We start from the raw sequence: 20443 nt of genomic DNA, 5'->3' as shown, positions 1-20443 counted from the left end.
CTGCCCCGACCGGTGTATCCGGAGCGCGATCCCCCGGTTACCCGGGCGGCGCTCCGGCGAGGGCCCACGACCGGCCCCTCACACCTGCGTCAGGCACCACGCCCCGAGGCCCAGCGCGATCACTGCGGCGACGCTCGCGACCGTCGCCGATGCGACGGGGCTCACACCGAGCGCGACGGGCCGGCCGTGCCGCAGCCGCGTCGTGGTCCACACCAGCAGACCGGCCCCGAACAGGGCGAACACCAATCCCGCGAAGATCGCCGGCCCGCTCTCCATGGTCCCCGTGCCCCTTTTCTCCAGCCCGCGCGTGTCCAGCCTCCGGGAGGCTGTCACGCGCGGGCGGCGGGCAGGCGAACCCGAGGTGAACGGGGAGCCGACGGCTCCGCCGGGTGTCGTCGTTCCGTGGCCGGTTCGCCGTTCGTCGGTGGGGCGGGCGTTGCGGGTGGCCGCGGGTGGCCGCGGAAAAAGAAATGGGTGCGCGCACCCACGCCCGGCGGCCGCGCCCGCTACGCCGGTTCGAGGAAGCCCTGCTCCACCAGCAGCCGGATCTGTGCGGGCGTGCGGTCGCGCAGGGCCACCGGGTCCTCGCCGACCAGCTGGGCGATGGCGTCCAGGATGCGGCCGGCGCTCATGGTGCCGTCGCAGACGCCCGCGAAGCCGGCGCCGACCGTGTCGACCCGGGTGGCCCGGCGCATGCCGCGGTTCTGGCGCAGGACGACATGCTCCGGGTCCTCGGCGCCGGGCAGCCCGACCTGCTCCTGGACGACCTCGCCGGCCAGCGTGAAGTGGGCTTCGAGCAGGGCCGCGTCGTCGTGGGAGCGCAGGTAGTCGACGCGGTCGAAGTGGGCCCGCACGGTCTCGCCGAGCGGCTGCTCGATCGGGTGCGGCCACTCCTCGGCGACGACCGAGGGCTCGGCGGCCCCGGTCCGGCGCAGCGTGATCCAGCCGAAGCCGACGGCCTTGACCTTGCGCGCCTCGAACTCGTCCAGCCACGCGTCGTAACGCGCCTGGTAGTCGGCCGGGTCACCGCGGTGGTCTCCGGCGTCCCGCAGCCACAGCTCGGCGTACTGGGTGACGTCCTGCACCTCGCGCTGCACGATCCAGGCGTCGCAGCCGCGCGGCACCCAGGAGCGCAGCCGGTCCGTCCACTCCTCCCCCTCCACGTGCTGCCAGTTGGCGAGAAAGTGCGCGAACCCGCCCTCGTTCAGGCGCTCCCCCGTCTGCTGAACGAGCGAGCGGCACAGATCGTCCCCGCCCATCCCGCCGTCGCGGTAGGTGAGTCGGGCGCCCGGCGAGATCACGAACGGCGGATTGGAGACGATGAGGTCGTACGTCTCGTCGTCGGCGACCGGCTCGTAGAGGGAGCCCTCGCGCAGGTCCGCGGCCGGGGCTCCGGACAGCGCGAGGGTGAGCGCGGCGATGTGCAGCGCGCGCGGGTTGACGTCGGTGGCCGTCACGCGCGTGGCGTGCGCGGCGGCGTGCAGCGCCTGGATGCCGGAGCCGGTGCCGAGGTCGAGGGCGGCGGAGACGGGCGTACGGACGGTGAGGCCCGCGAGGGTCGTGGAGGCGCCGCCGACGCCGAGGACGACGCCCTCGGCGTGGTTGCCGATGCCGCCGGCGCCGCCGACCGCGCAGCCCAGGTCGGAGACGATGAACCAGTCCTCGCCGCCGGGTCCGCCGTAGGGCCGTACGTCCACGGTGGCCGCCACCTCGTCGTCGCCCGCGCGGTCGAGCCATCCGCTCTCCAGGCAGACGTCGACGGGCAGAACGTTCCCCACGCGCGCGTGGGGAACGGGTTGCTGCAGGAGGAACAGCCGGACGAGCAGTTCGAGCGCCGTGTCGCCGCGGGTCGCCCGGAGCGCGGGCACGGTCTCGCTGCGCGACAGCGCCGCGTAGGCGGGGGCGCCGAGCAGTTCCAGCAGTCCGTCGGCGGTGAAGGACGCCCCGAGCAGGGCGTCCCGCAGCCGGGCGGTGACGTCGGGGCGGTCGGCGGAGGGCAGGGGGGGCAGGCTGGCGTTACTCACACCCCCATTGTGGCCCGGCGGTCCGCACCCCGCCCCGCGTCCGCGTGGGAACGTCAGCCCTTGGCGGCCGAAGGCGTCGCCGAGGCCGACTTGCAGCTGGGCTGCTTGGCCATCGCCTTGCCGACGTCACCCTCCTCCAGGGTCTTCAACGCGTTGCTGCCGCTCTTGCTGAGCTTGTTCAGCTCGGTGGCGATGTCCTTGAGGCCGTCGGCGAACTCGGCCTGGTCCTTGGTGTTGAGCTTCTCCACCTGCTTGCGCAGGGAGGCGTACGAGGAGGAGAGGCCGTTCAGCTCGGTGACCGCGTCCTTCTGCTTCTTCTCACCGTCGTCGACGTCCGGGGGGCCGGCCTTCTGGACGGTGGCGCCCATCGCCTTGTAGGCGTCGGACATGTCCTGGAACGCCTTCGCGTCGGTCTTCTGGACCTCGGCCGGCGTACTGCTGTCCGAGGTCTCCTTCTGGATCGCCGCGTTGGCCGCCTCGATCTTCTTGGCCTGCGGCTGCACGCCCTCGCAGACCTCCTTGGCCCAGGAGTCCAGCTTCTCGTTGTCGTCGCTGCCGCCGCATCCCGTCAGCGCCAGTACCAGTACCGCACCGCCGGACAGTGCGACCGCGAGCTTCTTGTTCACCGGATTGGTCCCTTCCATGGCTCTCGGCCCCGGAACATACACGCCGGATGGGGGACATCGACCGGACGAACATCCGTTAAGACCGTATTGAAGCCATTTGCACCAAGAGGGAACAAGGGAGAGAAGGCTCACGGCGAGAGGTGCGCACACGCGTGAAACGGGCGGACGACGCGTCAACACGCGCCGTCCGCCCGTCCTTTGCAGCCCGCCTCCGGCCAGGCCGTACGACGGGTTCGATGGCGGAACCTACGAAACCACCGCCGGATCGGCCGACTTGGGTTTCTGGTCGGTGTCGTCCTCGTCACCCATGGCGATCCCGCGCCGCTTGGACACGTAGACCGCCGCCGCGATGACGACGAACGCGACGACGGCGATCAGCACCCGTACGCCGATGCTCTTGTCGGCTCCGTAGGAGAACTTGATGACCGCGGGAGCGATGAGCAGCGCCACCAGGTTCATGACCTTCAGCAGCGGGTTGATGGCCGGTCCCGCGGTGTCCTTGAAGGGGTCGCCGACCGTGTCGCCGATGACGGTGGCGGCGTGGGCCTCGCTGCCCTTGCCGCCGTGGTGGCCGTCCTCGACGAGCTTCTTGGCGTTGTCCCAGGAACCGCCGGAGTTGGCGAGGAACACCGCCATCAGCGTGCCCGCGCCGATCGCGCCCGCCAGGAACGCGCCGAGCGCGCCCACGCCGAGCGTGAACCCGATGAAGATGGGCGCCATCACGGCCAGCAGCCCGGGCGTGGCGAGTTCCCTCAGGGCGTCCCTGGTACAGATGTCGACGACCTTGCCGTACTCGGGTTTCTCGCTGTAGTCCATGATTCCGGGCCGTTCCCGGAACTGCCGCCGTACCTCGAAGACCACCGCGCCCGCCGACCGCGACACCGCGTTGATCGCCAGCCCCGAGAAGAGGAAGACGACCGCCGCGCCGGCGATGAGACCGACGAGGTTGTTGGGCTGTGAGATGTCCATCATCAGGTTCATCGGCGCGCCCTCGCCGCTGAGCTTCTCGCCCACGTCCGCCGCGCCGGTGGTGATGGCGTCGCGGTACGACCCGAAGAGGGCCGACGCCGCGAGAACGGCGGTGGCGATGGCGATGCCCTTGGTGATGGCCTTGGTGGTGTTGCCGACGGCGTCGAGGTCGGTGAGCACCTGGGCGCCGGCGCCCTCGACGTCGCCGGACATCTCGGCGATGCCCTGCGCGTTGTCGGAGACCGGCCCGAAGGTGTCCATGGCGACGATCACGCCGACCGTGGTGAGCAGGCCGGTACCGGCGAGCGCCACCGCGAACAGCGCCAGCATGATCGACGTACCGCCGAGCAGGAAGGCCCCGTAGACGCCGAGGCCGATCAACAGGGCGGTGTAGACGGCCGATTCGAGGCCGAGCGAGATACCGGCGAGGACGACGGTGGCGGGCCCCGTGAGCGAGGTCTTGCCGATGTCCCTGACGGGACGCCTGGTGGTCTCGGTGAAGTAGCCGGTGAGCTGCTGGATCAGGGCGGCGAGCACGATACCGATCGCCACCGCGACCAGCGCGAGGATCCGCGGGTCGCCGCTCTTGCCGGCGATCGCTGCGTCGGTGACGCCGTCCAGGTCGGCGTACTTGCCGGGCAGGTAGACGAAGACGGCGACCGCAACCAGCACCAGCGAGATCACCGCGGAGATGAAGAACCCCCGGTTGATCGCGCTCATGCCGCTGCGGTCGGACCGCCGGGGCGCCACCGCGAAGATGCCGATCATGGCGGTGAGCACGCCGATCGCCGGCACCAGCAGCGGGAACGCCAGTCCGGAGTCGCCGAAGGCCACCTTGCCGAGGATCAGCGCGGCGACCAGGGTGACCGCGTACGACTCGAAGAGGTCGGCGGCCATGCCCGCGCAGTCGCCGACGTTGTCGCCCACGTTGTCGGCGATGGTCGCGGCATTGCGCGGATCGTCCTCCGGAATGCCCTGCTCGACCTTGCCGACCAGGTCGGCGCCGACGTCGGCGGCCTTGGTGAAGATGCCGCCGCCGACGCGCATGAACATCGCGATCAGCGCGGCACCGAGGCCGAAGCCCTCCAGGACCTTCGGCGCGTCGGCCGCGTACACCAGCACCACGCAGCAGGCGCCCAGCAGGCCGAGCCCCACCGTGAACATGCCGACGACGCCGCCCGTGCGGAACGCGATCTTCGTCGCTTTGTGCGAGACGAGAGTGAGATCCTTTTCCGGTTCGCCGGGGGCCGGTGTCGCTTCCCGCGCCGCCGCGGCGACGCGCACATTGCTGCGCACGGCGAGCCACATACCGATATAGCCGGTGGCCGCCGAGAACGCCGCGCCGATCAGGAAGAAGATCGAACGTCCGGCACGTTGATTCCAGTCGTCCGCGGGCAGCAGCATGAGCAGGAAGAACACGACGACGGCGAATACGCCGAGCGTGCGCAACTGCCGGGCCAGGTAGGCGTTCGCACCTTCCTGGACGGCCGCCGCGATCTTCTTCATGCTGTCGGTTCCCTCGCCCGCGGCGAGCACCTGGCGCACCAGGACGCCCGCGAGTACCAGCGCGGCCAGCGCGACGACCGCGATGACCGCGACCAGGGCGCGGTTTCCGTCGGTCAGCACGGCGGCTGCGAGGTGGGAGGGATCGCCCAACTGATGAGGGGTGGAAAGCTCCGCCATTCGTCCTCCTTGACGCTTGGGCTGAGCTCAAGATGTGGACGGGATTGTAGGTACCGGAAGCTGATCAAAACAGTGCACGACAAAAGGAATTGACCTGTCAACCACAAGGGGGCCGGAAGTAGTAATGCCCCTCCGGCATTAATGCCGTGATCCGTACGGTGATCCGTTTCGTGAACCGCTTGGTGAACCGCTTGGTGAACCGCTTGGTGAACCGCTTGGTGAACCGCTTGGTGAACCGCTTGGTGAACCGCTTGGACCGCTTGGTGATCAATTTTTTCATGCGATTGATCGTGAATGAATTCACTTAACGCCCGCACGGCACCAATGTATGGCCGCGCATGGCAAAGGGCCCCACGGGGTGGGGCCCTCTGGGTGAAACAGGAGTGACGCGGGGGATCAGATCGGCGGCAGCACCGCCGGCGCGGTGGGCCAGGTCATGCGGATCAGTCCGCCGTCCTCGCCCGCCGAGACCTCCACGTCGTCGACGAGTCCGCTGATGACCGCGAGGCCCATCTCGTCCTCCTCGGCCTCCAGATCGTCGGCGGCGTCCCCCGAGGTCTTGACCCCGGGGACCGCGTGCGGCGCCTCGTCACCGACCTCGATGGAGAACTGCTTCTCCTCCTCGATCAGCGACACCTTGACCGGCGCCGTGATGCCGACGTGCTGATGCAGGCCCACAGCCCGGGTGCAGGCCTCGCCGACGGCGAGCCTGACCTCGTCGAGGACGGCCTCGTCCACTCCGGCCCTGCGCGCCACCGCGGCCGCCACCAGACGGGCGGTCCGGACGTGCTCGGGCAGCGCGCTGAAGCGGAGTTCGACGGTGGCCATGCATCCCCCTCGGAACTACGGGCGTGCTTTTCGAGGGTCCGGGCCGCCGACAGCCCGGGCCCCCCTCGTTCTACTTGCCGTCCCGGGCCGCTGAGGCCCGGAACCGGTCGTCAGTCGGTGGCCGCCACCGCTTCCTCGACCGAGGTGTGAATGGGGAACACCTTGGTGAGGCCGGTGATACGGAAGATCTTGAGAATGCGCTCCTGGTTGCAGACCAGCCGCAGCGAGCCCTCATGGGCGCGCACCCGCTTCAGTCCACCGACCAGCACGCCGAGCCCTGTGGAGTCGAGGAAGTCCACGCCCTCCATGTCGACGACGAGGTGGAAACTCCCGTCGTTCACGAGCTCGACCAGCTGCTCACGCAGCTTGGGCGCGGTGTATACGTCAATTTCGCCACCGACCTCGACGACCGTACGATCGCCGACGGTACGGGTCGACAGGGACAGGTCCACGGATCCTCCAGCACCTTGCTATCGAGCGGTCGTCCCTCGGGACACCTCGGCTTGAAGCCCCCAGGACGGTTCGCCAGCCGCGATGGCATTCAATCACTTACCGGCAGGCGTGCACGACGCCTTGGTCCCATTGTCCGTCACGCCAGTGACAGACTCGGTGCCGATGGCCAAGAATCACCGACCCGATCGATCCCCGGCGGAGCCCGGCTCCCGGCCGGAACCGGGCATGCTCCTGGACCGGCTCGCCGCGGGACCGAGCCGGGCTGCGCGCATCACTCATACGGAGCACTTGCCCCCGCGTGCGGGCCGTCATGCCGTCTGGCCGGATCGGATTCGACCGGAAGTTCTCGCCGCGGTACGGGCCGCGGGTATCGAACACCCTTGGGCCCACCAGGCACGCGTGGCCGAGCACGCCCTCGACGGCGACTCGGTGGTCGTCGCCACGGGCACCGCGTCCGGCAAGTCCCTGGCCTATCTGGTGCCGGTCCTGTCGGCCCTGGTGGACGGCTCCGAGGCCCCGAACGGGCGCGGTGCCACCGCCCTCTACCTGGCCCCCACCAAGGCGCTGGCGGCCGACCAGTGCCGGTCCGTGAAGGAACTTTCACAACCTTTGGGCACATCCGTCCGAACGGCGGTCTACGACGGCGACACGCCGTTCGAGGAACGCGAGTGGATCCGGCAGTACGGCACGTACGTCCTGACCAACCCGGACATGCTGCACCGCGGCATCCTGCCCTCCCACCCCCGCTGGTCCTCCTTCCTGAAGGCCCTGAAGTACGTCGTCATCGACGAGTGCCACACCTACCGCGGCGTCTTCGGCTCCCACGTCGCCCAGGTGCTGCGCAGGCTGCGCAGATTGTGTGCCCGCTACGGCGCGTCGCCCGTCTTCCTGCTCGCCTCCGCCACCGCCGCCGAGCCCTCGGTGGCGGCCCGCCGTCTCACCGGGCTGCCGGTGGTCGAGGTCGCCGACGACGCGTCACCGCGCGGGGAACTGGTGTTCGCCCTGTGGGAACCGCCGCTGACCGAACTGGAGGGCGAGAAGGGCGCGCCGGTCCGCCGCACGGCCACCGCCGAAGCCGCCGACCTGCTCACCGACCTCACCGTGCAGGGCATGCGTTCGATCACCTTCGTACGCTCCCGGCGCGGCGCGGAGCTGATCTCGGTGATCGCCCAGGAACGTCTGGCCGAGGTCGACCGCTCCCTGGCCGGGCGCGTCGCGGCCTACCGCGGCGGCTACCTCCCCGAGGAGCGCCGCGCCCTGGAACGCGCCCTGCACTCCGGTGACCTCCTCGGACTCGCGGCGACGAACGCCCTCGAGCTCGGCCTCGACATCTCCGGCCTGGACGCCGTGGTGATCGCCGGATACCCGGGCACGCGTGCCTCGCTGTGGCAGCAGGCGGGCCGGGCGGGCCGGTCCGGACAGGGAGCGCTGGCCGTGCTGGTCGCCCGTGACGACCCGCTGGACACCTTCCTCGTCCACCATCCGGAGGCCCTGTTCGACCAACCGGTGGAGTCCACGGTCCTCGATCCGGACAACCCGTACGTCCTCGCCCCGCACCTGTGTGCGGCGGCGGCCGAGCTGCCGCTGACGGAGGAGGACCTGAAGCTTTTCGGTCCCGCCTGCGAGGAGCTGCTGCCCCAGCTGGAGGCGGCGAAGCTGCTGCGCCGGCGGACCCGGGCCTGGCACTGGACACGCCGTGAGCGGGCCGCCGACCTGACGGACATCCGCGGGGAGGGCGGGCGCCCGGTCCAGGTCGTCGAGGCCGGCACGGGCCGACTGCTGGGCACGGTGGACGCCGGTGCCGCCCACACGACCGTCCACGAGGGCGCCGTCCACCTCCACCAGGGGCGCACGTATCTCGTCCGCTCACTGGACCTGGAGGACTCCGTCGCGCTCGTCGAGCAGGCCACGCCCGCCTACTCGACGGTGGCCCGCGACACGACGGCGATCTCGGTCCTGGAGACCGACATCGAGGTCCCGTGGGGCGACGGGCGCCTCTGCTACGGCTCCGTCGAGGTCACCAACCAGGTGGTCTCCTTCCTGCGTCGGCGCCTGATCACCGGCGAGGTCCTGGGCGAGACGAAGCTCGACCTGCCTCCCCGGACGCTGCGCACCCGCGCGGTGTGGTGGACGGTCACCGAGGACCAGCTGGACGCGGCCCGGATCAACCCGGAGATCCTCGGCGGGGCCCTGCACGCCGCCGAGCACGCCTCGATCGGCATGCTGCCGCTGTTCGCGACCTGCGACCGCTGGGACATCGGCGGCGTGTCGGTCCCCCTGCACCCGGACACGCTGCTGCCGACGGTCTTCGTGTACGACGGCCACCCCGGCGGCGCGGGTTTCGCCGAGCGCGCCTTCCACACGGCCCGTGACTGGCTCACGGCCACCCGGGAGGCCATCGCCTCCTGCGAGTGCGACGCCGGCTGCCCGTCCTGCATCCAGTCCCCCAAGTGCGGCAACGGCAACGATCCGCTGCACAAGCGGGGAGCGGTACGGCTCCTCACGGTGCTGCTGCGGGGGGCGGCGGAGGCGGGGTAGCGGGTGAGGACGGCCAGGGTGGTGTGGAGAGCGGCGGCCGTGTGGGGGTGAGCGGGGGCCGTGTGGGGGTGAGCGGGGGCCGTGTGGGGGTGAGCGGGGGCCGTGTGGGGGTGAGCGGGGGCCGTGTGGTGGTGAGCGGGGGCCGTGTGGGGGTGAGCGGGGGCCGTGTGGTGGTGAGCGGGGGCCGTGTGGGGGTGAGCGGGGGCCGTGTGGTGGTGACCGGGGGCGGTGCGGGGATCGTGGGCGAGGCCGGACCCGCCCTCGCCCGGATCTCCGCTGTGAAGGGCCTCCTGCCCGACGCCGCCGTCACGTCCGAGACCTGCCCGGTCAGCACGCACCGCACCAACCGCGCCCCTTGGGCCCGCGCCACCCGGCCCGCCCTGTCGCACGCCGCCGTGCCGCCCTCGGCCCAGTGGTCCGCCGCCGCGAGCGCCGCCAGATCGGCGCCGCCGGCCGCGCGATGACGGGCCACGACGGCCTGTCCCAGGGCGAGCACCACGCCGAACACCAGACACAGAACGGCGATGGCGCCGACGCTCCACACGGTCGCCGAACCGCGGTCGGCCGCGGTCCTCACGGCGTCGCGCCTCACGACTCCGCCCCCACCGGTGCCGTCCCCACCGTCTGCTCCGCCGAAGCCACGGCCTCCTCCCGTACCTCGAAGGGCAGTCCGTGCAGAGCCGGCGGGTCGGCCACCACGACCACACGGACCAGGCCCGCCTCCCGGCTGACCGTGACCCGCGCCCCGCGGGGTGCCGCCTCGCGGGCGACCTCCACGACCGCGTCGACCGGGTCTTGTCGCGCCGCCGCCCGAGCGCCCGTCCGGGCCGCGTCCACGCACTGGATCTGAGCGGCCACCACGAGCAGGCCCCACACCAACGCCATCGCGAACACCACCAGCACCGGAAGCACTACAGCTGTCTCCGCCGTCACGAAGCCGCTGTCCCGCCCGCCGTCCGATCCGGAGCGCGATCCGGTGTCCGGCCCGCCGTCCGATCCGGAGCGCGATCCGGTGTCCGGCCCGCCGTCCGATCCGGAGCGCGATCCGGTGTCCGACCCGCCGTCCGATCCGCTGTGCGGGTAGCGTCCGCGGGTGTCCCGGGCCCGCGCCTTCGTCCTCGCCGCCCGCTTACATCCGCGCATCGAGTGCCCGCTTCACGATGCCCTGCAGCTCCGCGCTGACCGCCCCGCTCGTCACGACCTTGTAGAGGACCACGGCGAAGGCCACCGCCGCGACGATCCCCATCGCGTACTCGGAAGTGACCATGCCCGCGTCCCGTCGCGCGGCCCGCCACCGGAGCGTCGTTCCCACTCCGCACACCAGGGCACGCAGCCGTGCCCGGACCACCTGATACATCGCAACCCCCGTAAGGCTCGATCCTGTTGCTCACTTGTTCGTCCGTCACTCGTCCGTCGCTCGTCCGTCGGACATTCACTCGCCGGCGCCGCCGCCGGTACGTCCCGATCCGTCAGCCACCGCCTCCCCCGCGCCCCAGCACTCCTCCCGCCAGCCCGATGACCACCGGCAGCACACCCACCGCGATGAACGCCGGGAGAAAGCAGAGCCCCACGGGCGCGGTCACCATGACGGCCGCTCGCCGGGCCCGAGCCGTCGTGGTGCGGGCCCAGTCGGCACGGGCCTGGGCGGCCAGCCGGGCAACCGGGCCCGCCGCGGGCAGGCCGGACACCTCGGCCCGCTCCAGCAGCCGGGCAAGGGGCACCGCACCCGGGACGGCGGCCAACCCTCGCCAGGCACCGTCCGGTTCACCACCGAGACGCACCTCCGCGGCGCCGCGCCCCAGCGCGTCTCCGACCGGCCCGCCCAGGGCGTCACCGACCGCCCGTGCGGCCGTGACCGGGCTGGCGCCCGCCGCGATGCATGCCGCCAGTAGGTCCGCCGCCAAAGGCAGTTGACGGGAGGCCGCCGCGGCGGCGGCCTCCGCCGCCGACGTTCCGGCGGCCGAGCGTCGGGCACTCCAACGCCACAGTGCGGCGGCGCCCACCAGTCCCACCAAGGCTCCGGCCACGCCGCCGATCAGGGCCCAGCCGGCGCCCACCGTGCCGAGCAGTGGCAGCCATGGGCGGACGGTGCTGAGCACCTCGGTGTGTCGCGGGGCGGAACGAGCCGGTTCCGGTGCCAGCAGGCCGGTGAGCCGCCTGCGCAGCGCCCGCTCCCGCCGCGTGGCCGCGAGGCCCCGCGTCAGCCAGCCGACGACCAGCGCCGCCCCCACCACAGTCCCCAGCCTGTGGACGAGGTCGCCGTTCACGACGCCGCCTCCGCTCCGCGCACGATCCGCGTCACCCACCAGACGCCCAGGCTCTCCAGCACCCCACCGGCCAGCAGACAGCCCAGTCCGGCTCCCGTGTGCAGCAGCACGTGCAGGGGGTCGGCCCCGAGGGCAACGCCGAGCAGGAGGCCGAGGACCGGCAGACCGGCGAGCATCACGGCCGTGGCCCGAGCGCCCGCCAGTTGGGCGCGCAGGTCGGAGCGCTGGTCCCGCTCGGCGCGCAACGCGCCCTCCAGCCGGTCGAGACCGGCCGCGAGCCCCGCGCCCTGGTCGACCGCGACCCGCCAGCACGCCGCGAGACCCCGCAGCCCCTCGGCACCGGGTTGCCCGGCCGCCGCCACGAGCGCCCCGGGGACGTCCCCGCCGAACCGGGCCGCCGCCAGCACCGCCGCCTGCGCGTCACCGAGCCCGTCGCAGTCTTGCGCGGCGCACAGCAGCGCCTCGCCCGGTTGTCGCCCCGACCGGACCTCCCCGGCGAGCGTCCCGCACAGCGCGATCACCGCGTCCTGCCGGCGCTCCCGGGCCCGCCGCTTCCGGCCGGCCAGGCGCATCCGCCGCAGCATCGGCACCCCGGCCGCTCCCGCGACGATCGGCAGCACCGAGTTGCCCAGGAGCGCCAGCACCAGACCGGCGGCCAGTGCCCCCCATTCGGGCCTCAGCCGGGCACGGACACGCCGCAGCCCGTCGGTCATCCGGCCCGCCGGAGACGGCGGCCCCGCACCGCCCGCACCGTCGGTCCCAGCCATCCGGCCGGTCCGGCCTTCGGCGAGCACCAGTCGCGCCCGCCGTACGCCGGAGTGCCACCCGCCGGCCAGCCACGCGGCCGCTCCCAGGCACACCAGTGCCACACCCGTCGACACCTCGCCTGCCCCCGGCATGCCCGTCCCCGTCATGCTCGTCCCCGTCATGCTCGTCCCCGTCGTGATCGTCACCTCTGCGCCTCCCGTCCGACGGCCCGTTCTTCGAGCCCTGCACCGCGCAACAGCTCCCGCAGCCGCTGCCAGCCGCGTTCGGCCACGAAGGCCTCTGCTCCCCATCGCAGCGCCGGTACCGTCCGCACCAGCCCCGACGGGTCCCGCTCCAGTACGTGCACCTCGGCGATCCGGCGCCGTCCCGTGCGGTCACGGACCAGGTGGAGGACCACGGAGAGGGCCGCCGCGAGCTGGCTGTGCAGGGCCGCGCGATCCAGCCCGGCGGCCGTGCCGAGCGCCTCCAGCCGGGCCGGGACGTCAGCTGCGGCGTTGGCGTGCACGGTCCCGCACCCGCCTTCGTGACCCGTGTTCAACGCGGCGAGCAGATGGACCACTTCGGGACCGCGCACCTCGCCCACGACCAGCCGGTCCGGGCGCATGCGCAGCGCCTGCCGAACCAGGTCCTCAAGAGTGACCAGGCCCGCGGCCTCCTGGTTCGCCGGTCTGGTCTCCAGACGGACGACGTGCGGATGGTCGGGTCGCAGTTCCGCCGAGTCCTCGGCCAGCACGATGCGCTCGTCCGGTCCGACGAGCCCGAGCAGGGCGCTGAGCAGCGTCGTCTTCCCGAACCTGGGACAATGACGCCTCTACTGAGGCACACTCAGCCCATGAAGAGCACCCAGACGGGGGACACCCGGACGCGCGCGGTCATCTACTGCCGCATCAGCCAGGACCGCACCGGCGCCGGCCTCGGCGTCGACCGCCAGCGCGAGGACTGCGAGGCCCTCGCCGAACGGAACGGCTGGGACGTCGTCGAGACCTACGTCGACAACGACGTGTCCGCGTACTCCGGGAAGCTCCGCAAGGACTACCGGCGGATGCTCGCCGACCTCGACGACGGCAACGCGACCGTCGTCATCGTCTGGCACACCGACCGGCTGCACCGCTCCCCCACCGAGCTGGAGGAGTACATCAACCTGTCCGAGCGCCGCGGCATCGCGACCCACACCGTGCAGGCCGGGACGATCGACCTCGCCACGCCGTCCGGCCGGATGACTGCGCGGATCCTCGGCGCCGTCGCCCGCCAGGAGTCCGAGCACAAGGGCCACCGCGTGGCCCGGGCCCGCCAGCAGAAGGCGATGGCCGGGGAGTGGGCTGGCGGCATCCGTCCGTTCGGCTGGGGCGTGCCCACGGGCGAGGTGAAGAAGCGTGTGGACCGGAAGACCGGCGAGGAGACCGAGGTGCCGGAGCTGGACATGACCAAGGTCGTGCCCGAGGAAGCCGAGGCGCTGCGGTACTGGACGGACGAGATCCTCGCCGGGGCGTCCGTGCGGTCGCTGGTGAAGTGGTGCGCCGACAAAGGCATCCTCACCACCCGCGGCAACCCGGTCACCCACCAGGACATGCGGGACATGCTCATCCGGCCGCGCAACGCCGGCATCGCCGTCTACAAGGGCGAGGAGGTCGGCAAGGGCCAGTGGGAGCCGATCGTCGACGAGGCGAAGTACCGCGCGGTCGTAGCGATCCTCAAGGACCCCGCCCGCCGGACGACGCCCGGGGCGACGCCGAAATGGCTGGGATCGATGCTGTACCGGTGCGGCCGCGGCGACTGCCCGCACTTCGTGTACGTCACCCAGTCCGGTGGCCGCCGGTTCCCGTCGTACCGGTGCCAGACCGGGCATGGCGGCGGCCGGCGCGCCGAGGTCGTCGACCAGTACGTCGAGGACACGATCGTGGAGCGGCTGTCCCGGCCGGACGCGCACGAGCTGCTGGAGCCCGCCCCGGAGGGCGTGAACGTGGCCGCGCTCCAGGCGGAGGGCGAGCAGATCCGCGCGCGGATGCGGGACCTCGGCGGCCTGTTCGGTGCGGGCCAGCTCGAGCTGGGGGCGTTCACCGAGGGCATGGACACCGCGCGCGGGCAGTTGGAGGGCGTCACGCGGCAGCTGGCGCGCGCTGCGACTGCGGATCCGCTGGCCGGCCTGGTGGGGGCGCCGGACGTGCGGGAGGCGTGGAAGGCGTTGGGGCTGGACCGGCAGCGGGCGGTACTGAGGGCCCTGGTGGAGGTGACGCTGAAGACGCCACGGCCCGGCCGGATGCCGGACGGCGGGTACTTCGACTACGACGCCGTGGCGTTCGATTGGAAACGCGGCGGCGTTAAATGATGCGAAGCAATGATGCATTGGCGCGCCTCATTCGGTGTCGCTATCACGCGGCTCTACCAATCGCACCACGGCGCGAACAAACATGTCCTGCGCCGTTGCACCCCAAACCGCCGTCCCCCTAAGCGCGGTGAGGAAGTAGTTCGAGACCTCGCCCCCCTCGACTACCTTCTTCGCCAACTTTACAACTTCGCGCGCTTCCAACGTCTCCGACCGGTATCGCCGTCGCCCGTCGACTTCGGGTCCCACCTGCACTGGTCGATAGAAATGGACACCCTTCATCTCTCCGTTCGCCTCCAGCAGTGCCTGCGCTGCCGATACGCACGCGGACCTGTCGATTTCGTCGACGATCCGTCGCGGGATCTTTGCGGCATCCAGAACCCGACCGCTGGCACGCAAAGCCGAATAGAAGGACAGCTGAATCGTCTCAAGGGATTTTCGTAGCTCCTCGACATCTTGGTCATACGTATAGGCCGTGATCGCCAGAGCGAGGAGCTGAGCCCTCGCGATGTCCGAGCCTCGCGCTTCCAGCGTCATCAGCTGCTGCCGCGCCACTTCGACTTCCCTATCGTTTTGTGCGCGCTCCGCTGCAATTTCGTCTTTGAGTCGGTCCAGGTCTGTCCTTCCCGACAGGAAGAACCCGATGTCGCGACCAAGCACATCCGCTAGCGCTACGACCTCGACGAACTGAGCAGGGCGGTCGGCACCCTCGGTCTTGGCGACTGTCGTCTGCACCCAGTTGAAGCCGTATGCCTTCATGGCATCGGCCACACCCTGCTGCGAGAGTCCCCGCGCGACCCTCGCCAGCCTGAGCCGACGCCCTAGTTTCCGCCGTAGCCGGGCCGCCTGGGACACCTCAGCGTCACCGTTGGCTTGCGTTGACTCGCGCTTATCCGTCATGAGGATGAAGAGTACCGGGAAGTTGAGCCCTGACAAGGTTGACAGCCGCTGGGTGGCGGTGCATGCTCCATGAGCATCACCGATCACCGGTGTCGCATCCTTGAGAAGGTTGACCATGGAGCACTACCTCACCACCGCTGAGGTCGCAGCCCGCTACCGCACAGTGCCCGGCACGGTCCGGTACTGGCGGCACGTGGGCTACGGCCCCAAGGGCACCAAGGTCGGACGCCGCTTCCTGTACCCGGCGTCTGCCATCCAGAAGTTCGACGAAGAGCTGCTCGCCAAGACGGCGAGCCACGGCGCCGCTCCGGAGGTCCAGTCCGGAGCGTCCGCCACTGGAAACGACGAAGCGGCCGGGGTCCAGCCGGCCGCCTCTGTCGAGCACTCCGCACCTACCGCTAAGTAAGAAACGAGACGCTCATGCAGCACATCGTACCGACGTCAACGGAGACGTCGACCCGACCTGACCAGCGCGACGGCGCCCGCCTTGACCTGGCGCGCGTCATCGAGGCCCTCCCGGACGCGGTCGCCACCGCCATGCAGGCGGTGCTCCCCGACCAGTACACGCCCGAGCTGGCCGCGCAGATCGCCGAAGACGCGGCGGCCCAGCTGGCCCACAAGCAGCCCTCACCCGGCCACTTCCCCTGGTGCCGACCGGGAGCATGCATCGCCCACACCGCCGACGACGGCGACTCCTGGACCGAGCACATCGGTGCCGAGCATCACGTCGTGTTCCCCAGCAGTGCTGAGCGTCCGCTGCACCTCGTCGCACAGCTCGGCTACGACCCGAACTGCGACGACGCGCCCACCGTGCACCTGTCCGAGGACAGCGGGAACGTTTCATTCCTCGACACCGCCAGCACCGCGCTGGCCGCCGATCGAGCCGGACAGCTCGCGGCCACGCTGCGGGAGTTGCACGGCCAGATGAGCAGGACAAGCTCCGTCTTCCGCGACGACGGCCCCCTCACCGCCCAGTTGCGCGGGGCCGAGTGGATGGCCCGGTGGAGCTGCCCGCCCTGGTGCATCTCGGAACACGGCGACCGGTTCGGGATGGACTGGCACTCCACCGCTCCCGTCGAGACCACGCTGCGGGACATCGACGCCAGCACGCCGGAGTCCGAGAACGCGCGCATCCCGTTCCTGGCCGCGCGCATCGTTCTCTCGAACGACAAGGCGCAGGCCTACGGCCGCGAGACCCGCGTCTGGCTCGACTACGGCACCACCACCGGCGAGCTCACGGCGGCCAAGGCCCGCGAGGTGCTCACCGCGATGCGCGGCTTCGTCATCGAGCTGGAGGCCGTCGTCGACCAGGCCGAGGAGATCGCCATGGACGACTTCGACGGCGACTCGGAGATCGCCCGCTTGGACCGGGAGGCCGGGGACCGGGACATCGCCCGTCGCACGGCCGAGCTGGAGGCCAAGGCGGACGCCATCCTCGCGGTGGCCCGCGCATGAGCACCGCGACCAACGCGCTGGCGGCCGGGGGGAGCGCCTCCGGCCGCCAGGCCCGCGCCGACCGTCCGGTCCGCTTCGAGGACCCCGAGCGGAACGCCGCCTACTGGCGGCGCATCGACCGCATCGTGGCCGCCGCCCCGCCCCTCAGCGATGAGCAGCGCGCCATCATCCGCACCGCCTTCACCCAGCCCGAGGCACGGAGGGCAGCATGAACGACCGCCGACCCGGCGAATGGCCCGCCGGCCTCAGCCCCACGCCCGTCGCGACCGCCCCGGACGACACCCCGCCGCCCCCGCAGGGACCGCCCGTCGAGGTGCCGGTACCCGAGGTCCGCCTCGTCGTCACCGTCGACCTCACCGGCCGGTACGACACCCACGCCCAGGTCAGCCACGACCTCTACGAGCAGACCCGGTACTCCACCGACTGCCACACCGCGGTCGTCCGCCTCGGCGAAGACGCCCTCCGCGTCGGCATGAGCCTCGGCAGCGCGATCGCCTCCCGGTTCTTCCTCGCCGCCCGCGAGGTCGAGATTCACGTCCCGGCCGGGACCCGGTGGGCCTACATCGCCACCGAGGCACAGCAGCACATGCGGCGCTACGCCGCCGACCACGCGCGGACGCTCAACCGGACACGAACCCCCGGCTGACCGGGGAGCGCACCGCGGCCCCGGACCACTCCCCCTGGCCCGGGGCCGCGCGCGCACTCACGAACCCCACAGGCCCCGCTCGTAGAAGAGAGCACGTTCGTGAACAGCACCACCACCCTCCCGCTGTTCAGGGAGGACACCGAGAAGGACGAGGCGCCGATCCAGCGGCAGCCCGCCCGCCTCGGCATGGCCGCCGCCGCGGCCCGCGTCGTCGCCTACCGCGACACGCAGTTCGAGGACGGCGAGCCGCGCGCGCTCCTCGTCGTCGACTGCCCGTTCTGCGACCACCAGCATGTCCACGCCGCCGGGCTCGCCGCCGCGCCGCGCACCTGCCCCCGCAGGTCCCGCTGCGTCGGCCGCCCGACCGGCACGTACTACTTCCCGGCGGTGCAGCGTGACCGATGAGACGGAGCCGACCGCCCACCTGACCACCCCGGTGGCAGGCGGCGCGTGGCTCGCGGAGCACCAGTTCGCGGTGTTCCCTGTCGACCACCCCGAGCTGAACCGGTGCTCGGGCATCGGCAAGGGCCACGACCCGACGACCTGCAGCCAGCGGGGCAAGCACCCCTCCGTCCCGTTCACGCGCGAGCACACCACGGACCCCGCGGCCATCCGCCGGCTGCTCGACGCGCGCCCGCAGAACGTCGGCGTCTTCGTCGGCGCGTGCACGGGCCCCGACGGCGAGCAGCTGCTCGTCATCGACAGCGACCGGCTCGGCGCCATCGAGGACGTCGCGAAGGCCCGGGGCGAGACGTGGCCGACCACGATGCGGGTGCGCACCGCCAAGGGCTACCACGACTACCTCTGGGCGCCCGCCGACCTGAAGCTGGGCAACAAGCTCGGCGCCCTGGACGGCCAGTTCGACGGCGACGTCCGCGCCGGGAACGCCTACGTGATCGGCCCCGGCTCCCTGCACCAGTCCGGCGTCATCTACACCCTGGAGGACCCGGGGCAGCCGCCGGAGCAGGCGCCCGCCTGGCTCCTCGACGCCCTCACCGCGCGGCCAGCGCCCGCGGCCGCGCCGGTCGGCACGGTCACCATCGCTGCGGATCGCCTCGACGCCTACACCCGCAAGGTGGTGCAGCAGGAGTGCGACGCGATCGCTCGCGCGCTGGACGGCGACCAGAACAACACGATCAACACGGCCGCGTTCAACCTCGGCACCCTCGTGGGCGCCGGGGCGCTGACCGAGAGCGAAGCCCGCGAGCACCTGCTCGCCGCGGCCCGGGCGGGCAACCACCCGGAGGGGCGGGCGCTGCCGACGATCGCGTCCGGGCTCGGCGCCGGCATGGCGCAGCCCCGGCACCCCTGGCCCCCGGCGGGCCGTGACGACGTCTCCCGCCTGCTTCCGCACCAGCCCGCGGGGACGACTTCTGTCATTTCTGTCAGGCAGTCTCTAGGGGCTGAGGATGGGTGGGAGGAGCCGCTCTCCATCGACCGGCCCACCCTCGCCCCGTTCCCTGTCGACCTGCTCGGGCCGAACCTGGCGGCCATCGTGAAGGCGGTCACGGCGCAGGTGCAGGTGGCCCCGGACATCCCCGCGATGATCGCCCTGGCGGCCGTCTCCGTGGCCGTCGGCGGGCGCGCGCAGGTCCGGGTCCGGCCGGGCTGGTCCGAGGCCCCTGCCCTGTGGACGGCCACCGTCGCCGGTGCAGGCGAGCGCAAGAGCGCCGCCGAGGCGCCGTTCAGCGACACGCTGCGCGGCCTGGAACGGGAACTCCAGGCGAAGGCCGTCCCGGAGATCGAGGACGCCGAGCAGATGCTGAAGATCGCCCAGGCGCGCCTCGACGACGCTGAGAAGGCCGCCATCAAGGCGAAGCCCGACATGCGGGCGCTCCGCATGGACGAGGCCAAGCTGGCCAAGCAGGAGCTGCGGGAAATGGGTCCCGTGCCCGCGCTGCCCCGACTGCTGTTCGGCGACATCACCCCGGCCGCGATGCCCGTGAAGGCCGCGCAGCAGGGCGGCCGCATGGGCGTCATCCACTCCGAGGGCACCCTGATCAAGCAGATGGGCGGCCTGTACAACAGCGGCACCTCGGACACCGGGTTCGCCCTGGACGCCTACGACGGCAAGGCCATGCCGGTGGACCGCATCGGCCGGGACTCCATCGAGATGGAGAGCGCACACCTGACGATCGGCCTGCTCGTCCAGCCGATCATCCTCGAACAGCTCGGCCGCAAGAAGGACGACGAGATGCTGCACAACGGCTTCGTGCAGCGATTCTTGTACGGCTTCCCGGCGTCCCGTCTCGGCTACCAGGACCCCCGCGGCTCCGTCCCGATCCCCGCCGAGGTCATGGACGACCTTCGGTACCGGCTCGGGCGACTCGTCCACGGCCTGTGGAAAACCGCCATGGTCCGCGCGGTGACCTTCACCGACGAGGCCAGCGAGGAGATGTACGTCTTCCAGGAGCAGATGCAGGAGCGGCTCCGGCGCGGCGGCGACCTCCACCCGATGGCCTCCTGGGCGAGCAAGCTGCCTGGCAAGCTCGCCCGGATCGCCGCGCTCATCACCCTCTACGAGGACCCGGACGCCACCCAGGTGCAGGCGGCACAACTCCGTGCCGCCCTGGCGATGGCCCCGTACTTCGTCACCCACGCGCGGCTCTGCCTCGACCTGATGGGCACCAACCGGGACGCCAAGCTCATGCCGGCCCGGGACGTCCTGGAGTGGCTGCGCCGCCGCAAGGAGGACAAGCGGCGCGAGCCCTTCACCGTCCGCGACGCGCAACGCGGCGTAGACGGCAACTCGTGGGGCCCGGACGGCGTGACCTCCGAGACGGTCCAGGACGCCATCCACGTGCTGGTCGACAAGGGCTGGGTCGTCCCCCTGCCGCCTCCCGAAAGGCCGGAGGGACAGCGCGGCCGGGCCCCCAGCCCCCGCTTCGCTCCCCACCCCCTCGTCTGGGATTCCTCCTGGAAGAAGAAAGAAGTAGAAGAAACACGCCTTAGGAGTGCCTGAC

At 71.6% G+C, this 20443-nt stretch carries 20 protein-coding genes and 2 pseudogenes; 8 read left to right on the top strand and 14 right to left on the bottom strand.

Annotated features, from left to right (window positions below; all coding sequences use genetic code 11):
• Nucleotides 1-78: 78 nt before the first annotated feature.
• The 7 genes from ABS735_RS00950 to bldG all read right to left on the bottom strand — a co-directional run bounded on the left by ABS735_RS00950 (nt 79) and on the right by bldG (nt 6582).
• A complete protein-coding gene (locus ABS735_RS00950; protein WP_373905019.1) occupies nt 79-276 on the bottom strand; it encodes a hypothetical protein in 198 nt (65 codons plus the stop codon).
• A gap of 230 nt (nt 277-506) precedes the next feature.
• A complete protein-coding gene (locus ABS735_RS00945; RefSeq protein WP_373905018.1) occupies nt 507-2024 on the bottom strand; it encodes a DUF7059 domain-containing protein in 1518 nt (505 codons plus the stop codon).
• A gap of 53 nt (nt 2025-2077) precedes the next feature.
• Nucleotides 2078-2668 carry a small secreted protein gene (locus tag ABS735_RS00940; RefSeq protein WP_373905017.1) on the bottom strand — a complete coding sequence of 197 codons (591 nt, stop codon included), beginning with the start codon at nt 2666-2668 and terminating at the stop codon, nt 2078-2080.
• Between the two features lie 228 nt (nt 2669-2896).
• Nucleotides 2897-5302, bottom strand: coding sequence for a sodium-translocating pyrophosphatase (locus ABS735_RS00935; RefSeq protein WP_373905016.1), 2406 nt, complete (start codon nt 5300-5302; stop codon nt 2897-2899).
• Nucleotides 5303-5399: 97 nt separating this feature from the next.
• Nucleotides 5400-5582, bottom strand: coding sequence for a hypothetical protein (locus ABS735_RS00930; RefSeq protein ID WP_373905015.1), 183 nt, complete (start codon nt 5580-5582; stop codon nt 5400-5402).
• 116 nt (nt 5583-5698) lie between these two features.
• Nucleotides 5699-6130 carry an ATP-binding protein gene (locus tag ABS735_RS00925; RefSeq protein ID WP_373905014.1) on the bottom strand — a complete coding sequence of 144 codons (432 nt, stop codon included), beginning with the start codon at nt 6128-6130 and terminating at the stop codon, nt 5699-5701.
• Nucleotides 6131-6240: 110 nt separating this feature from the next.
• Nucleotides 6241-6582, bottom strand: a complete 342-nt coding sequence (bldG, locus tag ABS735_RS00920) for an anti-sigma factor antagonist BldG (RefSeq protein WP_003975386.1) — start codon at nt 6580-6582, stop codon at nt 6241-6243.
• Between the two features lie 82 nt (nt 6583-6664).
• Between bldG and ABS735_RS00915 the strand changes: the two genes are divergently transcribed.
• Complete coding sequence (locus tag ABS735_RS00915) at nt 6665-9121, top strand: DEAD/DEAH box helicase (protein WP_373905013.1); 2457 nt, start codon at nt 6665-6667, stop codon at nt 9119-9121.
• Nucleotides 9122-9341: 220 nt separating this feature from the next.
• Here the strand turns inward: ABS735_RS00915 and ABS735_RS00910 are convergent.
• The 6 genes and pseudogenes from ABS735_RS00910 to ABS735_RS00885 form a co-directional block, all read right to left on the bottom strand.
• Nucleotides 9342-9713: pseudogene (locus ABS735_RS00910) on the bottom strand (Rv3654c family TadE-like protein); the annotation flags it as partial.
• Entirely contained in the window at nt 9710-10054 is a 345-nt protein-coding gene (locus ABS735_RS00905; protein WP_373905012.1) for a TadE family type IV pilus minor pilin, read from the bottom strand. The gene ABS735_RS00905 and the pseudogene ABS735_RS00910, both read right to left, overlap by 4 nt.
• 196 nt (nt 10055-10250) lie before the next feature.
• On the bottom strand, nt 10251-10478 hold the full coding sequence (locus ABS735_RS00900) for a DUF4244 domain-containing protein (RefSeq protein ID WP_373905011.1): 228 nt from the start codon (nt 10476-10478) through the stop codon (nt 10251-10253).
• Nucleotides 10479-10590: 112 nt separating this feature from the next.
• Entirely contained in the window at nt 10591-11388 is a 798-nt protein-coding gene (locus ABS735_RS00895; protein ID WP_373905010.1) for a type II secretion system F family protein, read from the bottom strand.
• Nucleotides 11385-12287: a type II secretion system F family protein gene (locus ABS735_RS00890; RefSeq protein WP_373905158.1), complete on the bottom strand. Its 903-nt coding sequence runs from the start codon at nt 12285-12287 to the stop codon at nt 11385-11387. Before ABS735_RS00890 ends, ABS735_RS00895 begins: the two co-directional genes overlap by 4 nt.
• 50 nt (nt 12288-12337) lie before the next feature.
• Nucleotides 12338-12946, bottom strand: a pseudogene (locus ABS735_RS00885) (ATPase, T2SS/T4P/T4SS family); the annotation flags it as partial.
• Between the two features lie 42 nt (nt 12947-12988).
• Here ABS735_RS00885 and ABS735_RS00880 point away from each other — a divergent pair.
• The gene (locus ABS735_RS00880) at nt 12989-14482 is read left to right on the top strand and encodes a recombinase family protein (RefSeq protein ID WP_373905009.1); all 1494 of its coding nucleotides are present in this window, start codon (nt 12989-12991) and stop codon (nt 14480-14482) included.
• Nucleotides 14483-14509: 27 nt separating this feature from the next.
• On the opposite strand, the gene ABS735_RS00875 is transcribed toward ABS735_RS00880, so the two are convergent.
• Nucleotides 14510-15496 (bottom strand): helix-turn-helix domain-containing protein, encoded by a 987-nt coding sequence (locus ABS735_RS00875; protein ID WP_373905008.1) that lies wholly within the window; start codon nt 15494-15496, stop codon nt 14510-14512.
• Between ABS735_RS00875 and ABS735_RS00870 the strand changes: the two genes are divergently transcribed.
• From ABS735_RS00870 to ABS735_RS00845, 6 genes are all read left to right on the top strand, one after another.
• Complete coding sequence (locus ABS735_RS00870; RefSeq protein ID WP_373905007.1) at nt 15495-15785, top strand: helix-turn-helix domain-containing protein; 291 nt, start codon at nt 15495-15497, stop codon at nt 15783-15785. The genes ABS735_RS00875 and ABS735_RS00870 overlap by 2 nt on opposite strands.
• Nucleotides 15786-15799: 14 nt before the next feature.
• Nucleotides 15800-16834, top strand: a complete 1035-nt coding sequence (locus ABS735_RS00865) for a DUF6907 domain-containing protein (RefSeq protein WP_373905006.1) — start codon at nt 15800-15802, stop codon at nt 16832-16834.
• Nucleotides 16831-17046: a hypothetical protein gene (locus ABS735_RS00860; protein ID WP_373905005.1), complete on the top strand. Its 216-nt coding sequence runs from the start codon at nt 16831-16833 to the stop codon at nt 17044-17046. The genes ABS735_RS00865 and ABS735_RS00860 overlap by 4 nt, the downstream gene beginning before the upstream one ends.
• On the top strand, nt 17043-17480 hold the full coding sequence (locus ABS735_RS00855; RefSeq protein WP_373905004.1) for a hypothetical protein: 438 nt from the start codon (nt 17043-17045) through the stop codon (nt 17478-17480). Before ABS735_RS00860 ends, ABS735_RS00855 begins: the two co-directional genes overlap by 4 nt.
• A gap of 99 nt (nt 17481-17579) precedes the next feature.
• Nucleotides 17580-17885 carry a hypothetical protein gene (locus tag ABS735_RS00850; RefSeq protein WP_373905003.1) on the top strand — a complete coding sequence of 102 codons (306 nt, stop codon included), beginning with the start codon at nt 17580-17582 and terminating at the stop codon, nt 17883-17885.
• Nucleotides 17875-20442, top strand: a complete 2568-nt coding sequence (locus tag ABS735_RS00845) for a DUF3987 domain-containing protein (protein WP_373905002.1) — start codon at nt 17875-17877, stop codon at nt 20440-20442. The genes ABS735_RS00850 and ABS735_RS00845 overlap by 11 nt, the downstream gene beginning before the upstream one ends.
• Nucleotide 20443: the final 1 nt, after the last annotated feature.

The sequence above is a fragment of the Streptomyces sp. MMCC 100 genome, from assembly GCF_041538145.2.
Lineage (GTDB): Bacteria > Actinomycetota > Actinomycetes > Streptomycetales > Streptomycetaceae > Streptomyces.
Note: the sequence above shows the minus strand (reverse complement) of the source record. Positions and strands in the feature narration are given on the sequence as shown.